Raw genomic sequence first — 13,280 nt, forward strand, 5'->3', positions numbered from 1 at the left:
CGGTTTCTCTACTGAACGTGCCGGGTCTGTACCAGCACGGGAGAGGCCTCTGCTCTCGGGCTGCCCAAGCCTCAGCGTGGGCAGTCAGAAGGCCGCTGCTGTTCAGCTCAGCCAAGTCCAACGTGATGCTGCCGGCCTCCAGGGATGCGCCTGCCTTGAACGCGGGAACAACAGGCCGTCCCCGGCCAGGCGGAGCGGGCGATCCAGAAGCTCCCTCGGAACACAACGGACCTCGCCCGTTCCGGCTCACATTGATCATCACAGGTGACGGGGGTGGGACTGGACAAGGTTCCCTCCGTGGCTGGCAGCTGGCGCCGATCGAAGGGGTCAGGGGAGCACCTTGAGTGGCTCACCCAGTAAGTGGGCGGGGCCTCGCCCGGTGAGGAAGTGCGGCTGTATATCGGCCACTCGGGACCAGCCCTTTTCAGAGGGTTCTGGAGCGCTCGGGTGCCGAACAATTCCCCCGACCAGCGGCCCCGGCAGCGCGGTCAGTACGATCAACGCAGGTTTGGCTCGCGCACGTGGTCCACGGCGCTGCCGATTAAGCCGTTGATGTGCTGGTCGAGCAGACGGTAGTAGGCGATGCGTCCCTCCTTGCGGAAGGTGACCAGCCGGTGAGCGCGCAGCAAGCGCAACTGATGGCTGGCCGCACTCTCGCTGATGCCGACCACCGCTGCCAGGTCACACACGCACAGTTCCTCTACGTTCAGGGCGCTGAGAATGCGAAAACGAGTCGGATCGGCGATGACCTTCAGCAGCGCAGTGGCGTCCTCGACCCCTCCCGCGTCAGGTAAGGCGGCGCGCACCCGGACGACCGCCTCAGGGTGAACGCAGGGAATCTCGCACACGTCATCTTGAGAAGCGGTTCTCACATCCTGACCATAGCGCAGGGTGGGCACCCGCACCGTTACTGCATCACTTCTCGGATATCCGCCGCTACCCGGTCTACCCGCGTGAGCTGGGTGTAATCCCAGACCACCCGCCGCCGCCCCTCCCGGTCGATCAGGTAGACCCCAGTGGTGTGGTTGATCTGGTAGGTCAGCTCGTTCTCGATGTCGGCCTTCTGGTACCCCACGCCCCAGGCGGCGGCCGCGGCGGCCAGCCCCGGTTCCGGAATGAACACGCCTTTGGCGGACGGGCTGAAGTAGGTCACATACTCCCGCAGCTTGCCGACCGTGTCCCGAGCGGGGTCGAGGGTCACGAGCACCGTGCGGAAGTTGGCCTGGTCCTTTTCCGGAAGGGCCTGACGGACCCGCTCCAGTGAAGCCAGGGTGGTCGGACAGATATTGGGGCAGTGCAGGAAGCCGAAAAACACCGCGACCGCCTGTCCACGCAGGTCACTCAGGGCGAAGGGTCGCCCATCCTCCCCGGTGCCCACCAGGGCCGGTGCGGCCTCCTCCACGTTGAACACTGTGCCGTAGAACGGGAAGGGACTTTTCATGCGGGCGTAGGCCCAGACACCTCCCAGCAGCAGGGTGACCGCCAGCAGGGCCCACAGCATGGACTGCCAGGCGGGACGCCCGGCAGGGGCCTGGAGGGGTGCAGCAGAGGAAGAAGGGTCACTCATGGGTGCAGATGTCCTTTCTCGCCCGCATGGGCGCCGGGCACTTCGAGTTGAACGGTGGCGTGGCCGATGCCGTGCCTGGCCGCGACCGCCTGAACGCTGGCGAGCAGCCCGGGCGGGGCCTGCTTCACTGTCAGGTGTGCCGTCAGGCTGTTCTCGCCGCTGGTGATGCTCCACACGTGCAGGTCATGAACGTCCTCGACGCCTGGCAGGGCCGTGAGTTCGGCGCGCAGGGTGTCCAGGTCCACGCCTTCGGGTACGCCCTCCATCAGGACGTTCACGCTGGCCTTCAGCAGCGTCCAGGTGCGCGGCAACACCCAGAGCCCGATCAGGGCGCCCAGCACCGGGTCCACCCAGGTCAGGCCCGTGAAGCGGATAATCAGCGCTCCGGCGATGACCGCCACCGATCCCAGCAGGTCTCCCATGACTTCCAGGTAGGCGGATTTCATGTTCAGGCTGTTCTGGCTGCCGCCCACCAGGATGCGGGCGCTCACGACGTTGACCAGCAGGCCCAACACCGCCACGATCAGCATGGGCGTGGTCTCCACGTCGACCGGCTCTCTCAGCCGCCCGTAAGCCTCGAACAGGATGTACAGACCGATGGCGAAGAGCACGCCCGCATTCACAGCGGCGGCCAGGATCTCCGTCCGGCGGTACCCGAAGGTGCGTTTGCGGTCGGCCGCCCGCTGCCCGATCCGGATGGCGAACAGAGACAGGGCCAGCGCCATCACGTCGGTCAGCATGTGCCCGGCGTCGGACAGCAGGGCCAGGCTGCCGGAAAGAAAGCCGTAGATGACTTCGACGACGAGGAAGGTCCCGGTCAACGTCAGGGCGATGCCGAGTTGCCGCGCGTTCGCGTTCTCGCCGTGGCTGTGGCCGTGCTCACTCATGGTGCATGCCGTCCATCTCGGGTTGAGGCTGAGCCGACAGCTTCTCAAGCAGGGCGTCGATGGCCTGGATTTCTGAAGTCTGGGCGGCCACGACCCGCTCGGCGAAGGCCCGGACCTCCGGCCGCTTGACCCCCTCCAGGGCTGAGTTCGCCATGGTCACCCCCCCCTGATGATGCCGCCGCATCAGCACCAGGTACCGGGTCTGCGCGGTGCGGACCGGGAGGGTCTCCACGTCCCGCATGTCCTCCGCCGAAGCCAGACCCATATGCGCCGGGTCCATCCCCGCCATGGGAGCCTCTCGGCCCGCCAGGGGCCGTCCCCACGCCATCAGCCACCCGCCCATCTGCCCGATCTGCGCCTGTTGCGTCAGCAGGATGTCCTGGGCGAGCAGCTTTACGGCCGGGTCCGCCGCGCGCTTGAACATCGTGACGCTCAAGTCGACCGCCTGGGCGTGGTGTGCACTCATGTCCCGGGCGAAGGTGACGTCCGGGCTCCCCTCGGACGGTGGGCGGGGCCAGGCAATGGCCAGTCCGCCGCCCAGCAGCGTCAGACCGAGGAGGCCCACCGCCCAGGGGGCCATCAAACGGTGCCGTTGTACGCGCCGCTGCATGAGGCCCCGATTTCCGGCGCTTCACCGCCCTGGGCATACATCTGAATGAAGTCCTGGATACGGGAGTCTCCGGCGTTCTCCACGGCGAGCTGCTTGTTCCAGGCACTGACCACGACCGGAGCCTCCTGCGTCTCGTGCGGGGACAGCAGGGTGTAGGGCCGTCCCTGGACCAGTTCCTTGAGTTGCAGCACCTGACTGGTCGGGAGATCCTGCCGGTACGTCACCCAGACCGCCCCGTGTTCCAGGCTGTGGACCGCGTACTCGTCGTAGAGCGGGCGGTCGTAGACGCCGCAGTTTTGCCAGGAGGGATTATGGGGGCCACCCGCCGGGGGCGTCTGCTCGTAGGCGATGCGGCCTTCCTGGTGGGCACCGCCGGTGTTCTTGAAGGACTGCACGCCCTCGATCTCTCCACCCTTCTGGGTGCAGGCGGCGAGCAGAAAGGGCAGGGTCAGCACGATCAGTCGGTTCATGGGTTCTCCTTGAGGAACGGTCGGGGGGAAGGGTCCGTGCCCGGCAGACGACGCTGCTCCTGCCAGGACTGGAAGAGCAGCCAGGCGACGCCGGTGCAGACGAGGATGTCCGACAGGTTGAAGATGGGAAAGGGACGACCGGTGAGCGGCCGCGCGGCGAGGTCCAGCAAGGGCGAGGTCAGATAGTCGACGACCGCGCCGCGCGCGAGGCCGTCCACGGCGTTTCCGAGTGCCCCCGCCGCGAGCAATCCAAGCGGCCAGGTCCGTGCGGCGGGAACGCGCCTTGAGAGCAGGGTGGCCAGGATGACCACGCCCACGGTCAGGCGCAGGAGGGCCAGAGGAACCGTGAAGCCGCCCAGCAAGCCCCAGGCCATGCCGGGATTGAGGGTGAAGCCCAAGTGCAGCAGGCCGGGGAGCAGGGGGCGGTCCACGCCGGGGGTCAGGTGTTGGGCGGCCCAGGCCTTGAGCAGGCCTTCGAGCGCCAGCAGGGCCGTGATGGCCGTGAGGAGCCACAGACGCGACCTCACTGGAGACCTCGGCGGGGATGATGGACGGCAGACTGTATGCGAATCAGCAGGGGGATCGGGAAGGAGCAGGGACTCAAGGGAACACACGCTCCAGGGCAGCCAGAATCCGGGGGCGCTGCTCGTCGAAAGGGCCATACAGAACCTGCTCGCCAATCACGGTGACGGGGGCAATGCGGACGTCCGCTTTGGCCTGCATCTCGGCGAGCGCTTCCGGGTCGCCCCGCACGTTCTTCTCGGTGTAGGGGGCCCTCTGGTGCGTGAGCAGGCGCTTGATGGCTTCGCAGTCCGCGCAGTTGGGAACGGTGTAGAGGGTGATCTCGGGCATGGGTGGTCCTGGGGAGGGGCTCAGGCGCGGCTGGGGGTGGGTGCGGGCGGCGCGGCGCGGGTGGCCGCGGGGCGGCTGCCCTTCCAGCGCAGCAGCCTCAGGGCGTTGGCGGTGACCAGGGCGGTGGCTCCCGTGTCGGCCAGAATCGCCATCCAGAGGTTGGTATACCCCAGCAGGGTGGTGACGAGGAAAATCGCCTTGAGTCCCAGCGCGAAGGCGATGTTCACCTTGATGTTGTTCATGGTGGCCCGCGAGAGGCCGACCAGGTCCGTCACGCCGGTCACCCGTTCTTGCAGGAGGGCCGCGTCCGCCGTTTCCAGGGCCACGTCCGTGCCGCCCCCCATCGCGATGCCGACGTCCGACTGGGCGAGAGCGGGCGCGTCGTTGATGCCGTCCCCAACCATCGCCACACCGCCCTGCGCTTTCAGGGCGGCGATCACGCGCAGCTTGTCCTCAGGCAGGAGTTCGGCCTGCACGTCCATCCCCAGGTCCCCGGCGATGGCCGCCCCCGTCCGGGCATTGTCGCCGGTGAGCATCACCGTGTTCACGCCCAGGGCCCGGAGTCCCGCGATGGCCTCGCGGGCGTCGGGGCGCGGTTCGTCGCGAATGGCGATGACCCCGAGGGGGCCGGAGTCGTCGAGTAGCACCACGGCGGTGCGGCCCTGCTTCTCGAAGGCTTCGGTGGCGGTGCTCAGCTCAGGGGGCAGCGTGGTGAGCGTAGCGGCGTGCCGGGGGGAACTGACCATCAGTGTCCGGCCCTCGACGGTGGCAGTGACGGCCTTGCCGGGAACGGCCTGCGCGTCCCGGGCCATGGGGACTTCCAGCCTGGAGTGGCGCGCGGCGTCCGTGATGGCCTTGGCCAGCGGGTGGCTGCTGCCCGACTCCACGGCAGCAGCGAGGCGCAGCACTTCGTTCTGGTGGAGCGTTCGGCTCACCACGTCCGTCACACGCGGCTTGCCAGCGGTGAGCGTCCCGGTCTTGTCGAAGGCGACGGTTTTGACCGAACCGATGCTCTCCAGCGCCGCGCCGCCCTTGATCAGCAGGCCGCGCCGCGCGCCCGCGCTGATGCCGCTGGTGATGGCTGCGGGAACGCTGAGCACCAGCGCGCAGGGGCACCCGATCAGCAGCAGGCTGATGCCCTTGTAGAGCCAGTCGTGCCATTCCCCCCCGAACAGCAGCGGGGGAAGGAGGGTCACCAGGGCCGAGACGGCCACCACGCCAGGGGTGTAGAAGCGGCTGAAGCGGTCGATGAAGCGCGCGGTCGGTGCCTTGCTGCCTTCCGCTTCTTCGACCATGTGGATGATGCGGGCGATGGTGTTGTCATGGGCCGCTTTGTCCACCCGCACGGTGAGAACGCCGTCCGTGTTGATGCTTCCCGCGTAGACCGTGTTCCCAGGGCTTTTCACGACGGGCACGCTCTCGCCGGTGACCGGGCTGTCGTCGAGACTGGACGTCCCACTTAGGATCGTGCCGTCCGCGGGCACCCGAGCCCCAGGATTGACCTGCACCTTCTGCCCAACCTGGAGGGCGTCGGCGGGCACCTCGCGGATTCCCGGGCCTTCGACCAGCAGGGCCGTCTTGGGGGCCAGGGCCGCGAGGGCCTGGATGCCTGCCCGTGCCCGTCCGGCGGCAATGCCTTCCAGGAGTTCCCCGACCGCGAAGAAGAACACGACCACGGCCCCCTCGGCCGCTTCACCGATCAGGACGGCACCGATGGCCGCGAGGCTGACCAACGTGTTGATGCTGAAGGGGTCTCCGAAGCGGGCGCTGGCGACGGCCTTCTTGGCGAGTGGCCAGACACCCAGCAGGGTGGCGGCGACGAAGCCCCAGGTGGCGAACTCGGGCAGGGTGAAGCTCAGCAGCCATGCCAGGGCAAGCAGGGCGCCGGAGATGACAACGAGCTTGCCCTGTGCGGTGGCGTACCAGGGCTGACCGGGCTTCGGGGCGTCATGGGTGTGGCCGTGGTCTGCGGCCTCACCCTGGTCGTGTGCTGGGGCCGGCGTTGGTATCCCACCCAGCAGAGAGGGCGTGTACCCCAGAGCCGTGAGGTTGCCCTCCAGGGTGGTCCGGGGCGTCTGCGTCTCGTCGAGCGAGAGGACCAGGGTCTGCTTGCTGAAGCTGGTTTTCACGTCGTCGGCGCCGGGCAGGCGCTCGATCATGCGCTCGACTTTCTGCACGCAGCTCGCGCAGTCCATCCCGTCCACGAAGTATTCGAGGTGGGAACGGGGCACACTCCGGTCCGAGGAGGTCATGCCTCTACTATACCTGAATGATTGCTCACACGTCGAGGTGGAAGGGGGGTGCCGACGGATCCAAGCCCGAGCGGGAGGGACTGTGTACGGCCTTGGCCGCGCGTGACCCCCAGCGCCCCGGCCCGATCCACGAAATCTACGTCAAACTGGAGGGATGAGGGTGACTCGGCGTCTTCCCCCAGCCTCTTACGATGAGGCGTTCGACTTCACCGTGGACTACCTCCGGGCCGGGAAGAAGTCACGTCTTCCGAGCGGGCTCGGGTTCCAGGAGGGACGGCCTTACGACCTGTACGTGTATGACGTCGCCTACGCGTACCTGACCGAGAACACACCTGAGCCTCCAGAAAATCCAGGTGGAATGACGTATGTCAACCATGAGTACGGCGAGAATCTTGCCCCCTTCATCGAGGTGGCCTGGGCTTTGGTCAGCAGTGGGGTTGTTGTTCCAGGCAATACGCGCCTCGAGCAGCGGACGCAGCCCGACGTGTATGGTTTCAGCTTGACGGACTTTGGTCGGGAGTGGCTGGCCAGCAAGGAGTTGGCCATGAATCCCCGCCGGTATGGGGAGTTTGGAAAGCTGCTGGCTGAGTTTGACGTCGTGTATGGCGAGTTCTATGCGGTCCGGAGTCAGGAGGCCTTGAGCTGTTTTCGGCACGGCAACTTCGTGGCCTGCTGCGCCATGGCGGGTGCCTGTGCCGAAACCATCCTGTTCACGGCCTACGCCCGGCAACTCGGGGATGAGGACAAGGCCCTGCGGGAGATGATGTCTGCTGGCGGCCGGGGCCGCGCGGAGACGGCCGTGCTGGGCAGGCTCAAGGAGGGTCAGAAGATGGAGCTGCAAAGCTCTTTGGCACTCATCAAGTACTGGCGGGACCATGCGGCGCACGGCCTCACGGGCCGCACCAATCAGAACGAAGCGTTCGTGGCCCTGGTCACCCTGCTCAATCTGGCGCAGGCGGCGCGTCGCTACCTGCTCTGAAGGCACCCGCCCCACGGGGTCCTGGAGGCGCTCTTGACCATGGGGTGGGCGCTCGGCGGGGCGGATGCGTGAGCCCCGTTCTGGGTCCCTAGCGGGATTCACTGGTGAGGCAATGATGGTACCTCGCGGTGGCCTCTGGAGACAGGGACGAGGTGCGGGTCGCGCGAGGCGTTTGCCCAGAAAGGCTTGAATGGGGTCGTCTGGGCCGCTCCCCCGGCGATAGGGGAGCGGCTGGATCAATAGGGGTTGACGGGGACGTTGAGAGTAATCTCGCCGCCTGGAGCAAAATTCAGGGTGACGTTGACCTGTTCGCCGACCTTCGGGAGACGGCTCAGGCCCACCAGCATCAGGTGATTGCCGCCTGGCTTGAACACCAGGGCCTCACCGGGTGCGAGGATGGGTTCCAGCGTGCCGCCAGTGCCGTGGTGCTGCATGGGCACGATCTCCCGGGCCAGGGGGGTCCGCCCGCCCAGCAGCCGTACCTGCGCCTGTCCCGTGTTTGTCAGGGTGAGGTAGAGGACACCGTCCTCTGCACCGGGCAGGCCTTCGCGAAGCTCAGCCCCCTCGATGCGGACGCCGGCGGAGGTGGTCACCGGCTGGGCCGTAGTGCGATTGGCCTGACTGGAGTCTGCCTCGGGAGCGCAGGCACTTAGGGAGATGAGCAGCAGAGCGGCGGTCAGACGGTGGTTCATGGAAGCTCCTTCAGCGTTGGCCGTTGATGGTGATCTCGGTAACGTCGCCCTGGCGCGCGGCCAGATAGTAGACCTTGCCGTTCGACTTCTCGAGAATGACCTCGTACAGTCCGGGGGTAATCAGCTCGGCATCGAGCTCACGAAATCCCTGGGCTTTGAACTGTTCGGCGAGCGCTTCGGGGTGCCAGCCAGAGGTGACGTATTGCTCGACACGTGTGTCGCCGCGGCGCACTTCCGCGCGGTAGGAGGAGGACGCGGGGCACTGTGGGCGGTAGTCCGTGGGGAGCGCTCCAGCCTCACCGTTCCAAACTTGCCCGCGCCGCTCGATGCAGTACGTCGGGGAGCGCCAGCGCAGCTCGGTGGCCACATAGGTGCCAGCGCCGACGAGGGCGAGGAGACTGAGGATAAGGAAGGCGGGATGAGGCACCTGGCCATGCTAGTCACGGGGGCGAGGGCGCTTGTCCTTATCTCTGAACATGTGTTCAGAGAACGTGACTGGAGCGGTAGTGTGGAATGTGGGAGGTCGACATCCAGCCCCTGATGACCATACACGCCGCATGGCTAATGACTGCCGATCGCTCTCAACCCTCCACAAGGCTTTTGAGTTCTGACTGGGGCCAGCGGCTTTAGGGTCAAACTGAAGGGTGGCTATTTCCGAGAGTGACTGAGGCATAACCGGACCTGATTGCAGGAAAATGTCGTCTAGGGCGTGCAAAGCTGGTCTATAGCTCTTAGTGCAGATAATTAAGGATATCTGCACTACTTAAGAGGGAAAGAGCGTTCCCCAACCTCTACGCTGCTAATCAGTTTTACATATAGGCGATCTGCTAGCGTTAATGATTGCGAACCGATTAATCTGTTATGGAAGCAGGGCATCCATAAAAAGCATTTTATAAATGTACTGTTTATGGAGATGAATGCAAAATTATATTGATTCCCACAAATTATCTAGATGCATATGTAGATCATCACCCTGGTAAGCTATGTAATGCATTGTTGTTTTAACATCTGCATGTCCTAGGGCATATGAAATTGCTAGAATGGGAACGTTTTTTTGATACAGCCGGGTGGCAAAAATGCGACGGCAGTCTTTTAGACCAAGAAACACACCCTCTGCCAGCTTTCCGTCTGAATGCATTTTTTTAAAAAATCGGTGAAGACTATATTGGATTTCGCGCCCCCGAAAAGCCTGTCTTCGTGCGCTGTATTGAAGTTGCAGCAGGAAGGGTTGTGAGAGTTCAAATGATTTCGACACACAGTCATATCGGTCCACCACCGGATAGGTATCGTGATTCGCCTGTACTCTATCAATTATTCTGCATATAAAAGAAAAAGCTTCAGGCGAAAGGTCGATAATCCGTGGTAGAATTGTCTTGCTCGCCGCAATTCTAAGGGATGCAACGCGCATACCCGTTGCACTCCTCCTGTTAATCAGGTCGGTTCGCTTAAGCTTGAATAACTCTACGGGACGCAACCCGGTTCGAATAAGAATCTCGACGGAAGCCCACATCCAGAATGCCTGCTCCTCACGGTTGCGGATCTGGAAGTGGCCCCTGCCTTTAGAGTCTGCGCGTTTTATTGTGTCGCGCAAATGTTCTTGTGCTTGCTTTCTCCTAGTGACATCCTCTGATTGAAGCTTCATGTACGTAACTCCACCCACTTGAAATACCTCGCCCCCTTCGCTTTGTAAGGTATGCGTGAGCAATTCCTGGGCGTGCTCATAGTTCTCCTTCAAAAGCCGCCTTATCTGGGTTAAATGAGGCAGGAGCGACAAGGTGTGCTGCTGCATTTTGTCTAGCGCCACATCCTGAATTAATTTGGCGCGACGGGATTCATTACTCGAAATGGGGCTTTCAGCAGCAAATTCTCTCCATTGACTAGGATTTTCAGCGGCCTTCCTATTAAGGAAGGCGTACAACGCACTGATGGCATGAAAGCTCCGCTTTGGGTTCGTTTGACGACCTGTTCTGGGGTGAATTCTTAAGCTGGCCTTAAGCTGTTGCGCAGTCTGAAACGACAGATTGAAACCACTTTGTTGACGTTCCGTCTCAGGGATTTGCTTCCAGAAACGCCGGATGAGGAAGCGACATTCCCGCATCACCGAATCTGGCGCCAGGGTAAGCTGCCGTTCTGCAAAGTAGGCCTCAAACACCGACAGGATTTTTGGTTCATCCAAGCCTTCCTCAATGAGCATGGTCCGAATTGCGAGCGGCTTCAGGTGAGCGTTCCAGGAGTACGCCAGGGGTGTGTCCTCCACCACCTCAAGGTCGACCAACAACTGGTACAGGCTGAGCAAGCCGATGTTGCTGAACATTCCCTGAAGCCGTGCCTGATCGAAGGCAAGCAGGTCGGCTGTCGTGAGGGTTCGCAAACGTTTACCCGTGTGCATGAGCAATAGAGCCAAGCAGTTCTGGCTGTCCACAGCCCTCCAGCCCGCATAGACGCGAGCTCTCGCTGCCTGTGCCACCAGATCGAAAGCCTCAGCATCCGTAGTGGCCGCTAGCTGACTACCCTTCAAAACGCGGCATGAGAGTCGTCAGGGTACGCCAGGACGACGGGGACGGGTGCAGCAGCAGGTCTTGGAGATGGTCGAGGCCAAGCCGGAACACGGACACCGCACGGTGTCCGTGTTTCTTGATCTGTACGTCCTTCTTGTTTGCCAGCAGCTCCCCAGTCACGCAGGCCCAGATGAACGCCACGCTGACCACCGTCAATAGGGTGGACACCCGCTCCGCGCGGGTCAGGCCCGTGTCCTCCAAGTTGAAGCCCCTGGTTTTCAAGGCAGAGTGCAGATTCTCTGCCTGCCAGCGCCCTGCGTATCGTCGAAGATTTGGCCCCACGTGACCCCGGTACGCGAGGTAAAGCGTTTCTCCAGCCGCATTCTTCGTCGCGGCGACGCGAAGCGATACCCCGTAGATCAGGGTCTGGCGCCGCCAGACCCTGACTTCACCGACCTGGAGCTTCTTGAAGACGGCCCACACGGGCAGACGGTGTTGGCCGATGGTGGCGCGTGCCGGGAGTCGAATACAGGGCGCGATGCCATGTTGATCGAGGAAGCGGAACCAGTGCTGCCCAATAAACTCGCGGTCGGCCAGGAGGCACCGGACCGGCCGATCTGGGCAGAGGGTCAGGAAGCGCGCCACGAGTGATTCCCTGGTTCGGGAATCACTCGCCCCACCATGTGGGAGCAGCGTCCACATCAGGGGCAGACTGAACCCATTCCAGACTGCAGAGAGCAGCAGGATGTTCACGTCCTGCTGGCCGAATCTCCAGTTCGTCCGGTCTAAGATCAGGTCCAAGGGACCCTCTGGCAGGAAGGAAAGGGCGAAGCGGGGAAAGAGACCCTCCGGAAAGGAAAACTGGACGAAGCGACACAGCCGCTGGTAGCGGGCCGTGAGCGTGCCTGGCAACGTGACGTGGGTTTTGAGGCTGTACAGGACCACCGTACGAGCCTGGATGACCGCCAGGACCAAGGCCGTGAAGACGACCAGGCGGCGGGCATCAAGAGGAAAGGCAGACCGCAGGGCAGTCTGCAAGGTATCGTGGGGGGGTCGGCTCCCAGGGGTTTTCATCGCAGAAACACCGTACAGGAGCCGACTTTCTGCTGCCCGTCACCCGTTTTGAAGAGTAGTCAGGGCCGCTAGACATCTGGCCATGCCGTTGCTTTTGAAGGTGTCCAGCCATGGGTAAGAAGGGCGAATGACTCTCAAGCAGGTCAGAGTTGGCAGCGCCAGACGCATACTCAGGAGTTGCACCTCGCATAGCGCAGTGAATAGCCGTGCTGGCGGAGAAATTCCGAGTTTCTGCTGAACGTCAGGAGCAGGCGGTTCAAATGAACGTCTGGCATGACCGTCATCAGTGCCAGAGCAGCACACGCCTCCAGGGTCATCCCGGTCTCTCGGTGCAGGATGGCCAGTGTCCAGGCCAGGAACACCAGCAGGACCCAGCGATCCAGGCCCACAGCAGTTCGCAATGCGAACTGCGCCAGACCAAACTGGTGCTTGCCCTCCTTGAAGAACGATTCCTCACTCCACCGCTTTGCCCCCTCGGCGACCACCTCGTCGCCTTCCATCAGTTCCGAAGAAACCGCGTGAAACACCCGGTCTCCACGGTCGACGCGACCCAGCACCAGCGGGTCATGCGGCCAGTTCTTCAATTCGATGTAGCCTCCATGCGGACAGTCAGCCACCGTGACCTCGCCTGGGTGCATCGTCCGCCGGGTTGACCGAACGCCCACCACAAACTCGAAGCCCAGCTGCCTGACTTCATCCAGGAAGACAGCGGATTCGAATCCGCTGTCTGCTAACACGCGAATCCGGAATCGACGACGGATCGCGTCTGGGACGGTTCGCAGAAGTTCTCGTGCCAGAGTCACTGGGGTCGCTGTCCCCTTGCCCCGGTAGACCCGGTACCCCACGGGAAACTTCACCGCTCCGTATTCGGCGAACAACACGACCAGATGGATGCCGTGAACCTCGTTGTAGACGCGAACGAAGGGCAGCGTGCTGCCCTTTTTTTCGATGCTGGTCAGGTCGACACTCAGCCGCAGGAGTGGGCGGTGTTTTCGTCGGGCCGCGACAAGCAGCGCGTCCCACTGGGCGCGCTGCAAGATGGCCCAACCCTGTGCCGTATCCCAGGGGTACTCGTTCAGGAGGCGGCTCAGCGCACTTTTGCTGACCAACTCAGCGCGGTGCAACGCCGTTTTGGTGGCAGTGTCCAGGAACATCGACAGCGCAGCCTCCAGGCTGCGCTGTTGGTAGGACGTGGTTGGAACGGCCAGGAACTCATCTGCCAGAATGCGGACGCGCTCCCCCAGAATCTGTGACGTAGACACTCCCAGATTTTCTCGGCTGGGAGCGCTTCCCCGTCGTTATGCAGGTGCAACTCCTGAGGCATAGCCTCGTGCTGAAATTTCGTTTCCGCGGATGCTCCCTGACCCTCGCTGAGCATTTGCGCTTCCGCTTGCTCCCA

Annotated in this window: 14 protein-coding genes; 1 reads left to right on the forward strand and 13 read right to left on the reverse strand. The window is 63.2% G+C overall.

Annotated elements, in window-relative coordinates; translation table 11 throughout:
- Positions 1-497: 497 nt before the first annotated feature.
- The 8 genes from C3K08_RS14950 to C3K08_RS14985 form a co-directional block, all read right to left on the reverse strand.
- Positions 498-872: a helix-turn-helix transcriptional regulator gene (locus tag C3K08_RS14950; protein WP_234009239.1), complete on the reverse strand. Its 375-nt coding sequence runs from the start codon at positions 870-872 to the stop codon at positions 498-500.
- A gap of 35 nt (positions 873-907) precedes the next feature.
- Positions 908-1,567 carry an SCO family protein gene (locus C3K08_RS14955; RefSeq protein ID WP_104992262.1) on the reverse strand — a complete coding sequence of 220 codons (660 nt, stop codon included), beginning with the start codon at positions 1,565-1,567 and terminating at the stop codon, positions 908-910.
- Positions 1,564-2,454, reverse strand: coding sequence for a cation diffusion facilitator family transporter (locus C3K08_RS14960; RefSeq protein ID WP_104992263.1), 891 nt, complete (start codon positions 2,452-2,454; stop codon positions 1,564-1,566). The genes C3K08_RS14955 and C3K08_RS14960 overlap by 4 nt, the downstream gene beginning before the upstream one ends.
- Positions 2,447-3,064, reverse strand: coding sequence for a DUF305 domain-containing protein (locus tag C3K08_RS14965; protein WP_369848599.1), 618 nt, complete (start codon positions 3,062-3,064; stop codon positions 2,447-2,449). Before C3K08_RS14965 ends, C3K08_RS14960 begins: the two co-directional genes overlap by 8 nt.
- Complete coding sequence (locus C3K08_RS14970; protein ID WP_104992265.1) at positions 3,034-3,534, reverse strand: DUF3105 domain-containing protein; 501 nt, start codon at positions 3,532-3,534, stop codon at positions 3,034-3,036. Before C3K08_RS14970 ends, C3K08_RS14965 begins: the two co-directional genes overlap by 31 nt.
- Positions 3,531-4,061 (reverse strand): signal peptidase II, encoded by a 531-nt coding sequence (locus C3K08_RS14975; protein WP_234009241.1) that lies wholly within the window; start codon positions 4,059-4,061, stop codon positions 3,531-3,533. Before C3K08_RS14975 ends, C3K08_RS14970 begins: the two co-directional genes overlap by 4 nt.
- Positions 4,062-4,134: 73 nt before the next feature.
- Positions 4,135-4,386: a glutaredoxin family protein gene (locus tag C3K08_RS14980; RefSeq protein ID WP_104992266.1), complete on the reverse strand. Its 252-nt coding sequence runs from the start codon at positions 4,384-4,386 to the stop codon at positions 4,135-4,137.
- Positions 4,387-4,406: 20 nt separating this feature from the next.
- Positions 4,407-6,638: a heavy metal translocating P-type ATPase gene (locus tag C3K08_RS14985; protein WP_104992267.1), complete on the reverse strand. Its 2,232-nt coding sequence runs from the start codon at positions 6,636-6,638 to the stop codon at positions 4,407-4,409.
- A gap of 211 nt (positions 6,639-6,849) precedes the next feature.
- Between C3K08_RS14985 and C3K08_RS14990 the strand changes: the two genes are divergently transcribed.
- Positions 6,850-7,617 (forward strand): hypothetical protein, encoded by a 768-nt coding sequence (locus C3K08_RS14990; RefSeq protein WP_152872566.1) that lies wholly within the window; start codon positions 6,850-6,852, stop codon positions 7,615-7,617.
- A 236-nt stretch (positions 7,618-7,853) separates the two neighbouring features.
- Here C3K08_RS14990 and C3K08_RS14995 read toward each other — a convergent pair whose 3' ends face one another.
- The 5 genes from C3K08_RS14995 to C3K08_RS15015 form a co-directional block, all read right to left on the reverse strand.
- Positions 7,854-8,309: a copper chaperone PCu(A)C gene (locus C3K08_RS14995; RefSeq protein ID WP_104992269.1), complete on the reverse strand. Its 456-nt coding sequence runs from the start codon at positions 8,307-8,309 to the stop codon at positions 7,854-7,856.
- Positions 8,310-8,319: 10 nt separating this feature from the next.
- Complete coding sequence (locus C3K08_RS15000) at positions 8,320-8,736, reverse strand: hypothetical protein (protein WP_104992270.1); 417 nt, start codon at positions 8,734-8,736, stop codon at positions 8,320-8,322.
- A 498-nt stretch (positions 8,737-9,234) separates the two neighbouring features.
- Positions 9,235-10,731, reverse strand: a complete 1,497-nt coding sequence (locus tag C3K08_RS15005) for a site-specific integrase (RefSeq protein WP_104992271.1) — start codon at positions 10,729-10,731, stop codon at positions 9,235-9,237.
- 85 nt (positions 10,732-10,816) lie between these two features.
- Entirely contained in the window at positions 10,817-11,881 is a 1,065-nt protein-coding gene (locus tag C3K08_RS15010) for an IS4 family transposase (protein WP_104990697.1), read from the reverse strand.
- Between the two features lie 170 nt (positions 11,882-12,051).
- Positions 12,052-13,143, reverse strand: a complete 1,092-nt coding sequence (locus C3K08_RS15015) for a transposase (protein ID WP_102128614.1) — start codon at positions 13,141-13,143, stop codon at positions 12,052-12,054.
- Positions 13,144-13,280 lie beyond the last annotated feature (137 nt).

Source organism: Deinococcus sp. NW-56 (assembly GCF_002953415.1).
GTDB lineage: Bacteria > Deinococcota > Deinococci > Deinococcales > Deinococcaceae > Deinococcus.

Excerpts from the sequence above, each read along its gene's own strand:
- C3K08_RS14980 (WP_104992266.1), bottom strand. The coding sequence starts at position 4,386 with ATGCCCGAGATCACCCTCTACACCGTTCCCAACTGCGCGGACTGCGAA.
- C3K08_RS14955 (WP_104992262.1), bottom strand. The coding sequence starts at position 1,567 with ATGAGTGACCCTTCTTCCTCTGCTGCACCCCTCCAGGCCCCTGCCGGG.
- C3K08_RS15010 (WP_104990697.1), bottom strand. The coding sequence starts at position 11,881 with ATGAAAACCCCTGGGAGCCGACCCCCCCACGATACCTTGCAGACTGCC.
- C3K08_RS14965 (WP_369848599.1), bottom strand. The coding sequence starts at position 3,064 with ATGCAGCGGCGCGTACAACGGCACCGTTTGATGGCCCCCTGGGCGGTG.
- C3K08_RS14995 (WP_104992269.1), bottom strand. The coding sequence starts at position 8,309 with ATGAACCACCGTCTGACCGCCGCTCTGCTGCTCATCTCCCTAAGTGCC.
- C3K08_RS14970 (WP_104992265.1), bottom strand. The coding sequence starts at position 3,534 with ATGAACCGACTGATCGTGCTGACCCTGCCCTTTCTGCTCGCCGCCTGC.
- C3K08_RS14960 (WP_104992263.1), bottom strand. The coding sequence starts at position 2,454 with ATGAGTGAGCACGGCCACAGCCACGGCGAGAACGCGAACGCGCGGCAA.
- C3K08_RS14985 (WP_104992267.1), bottom strand. The coding sequence starts at position 6,638 with ATGACCTCCTCGGACCGGAGTGTGCCCCGTTCCCACCTCGAATACTTC.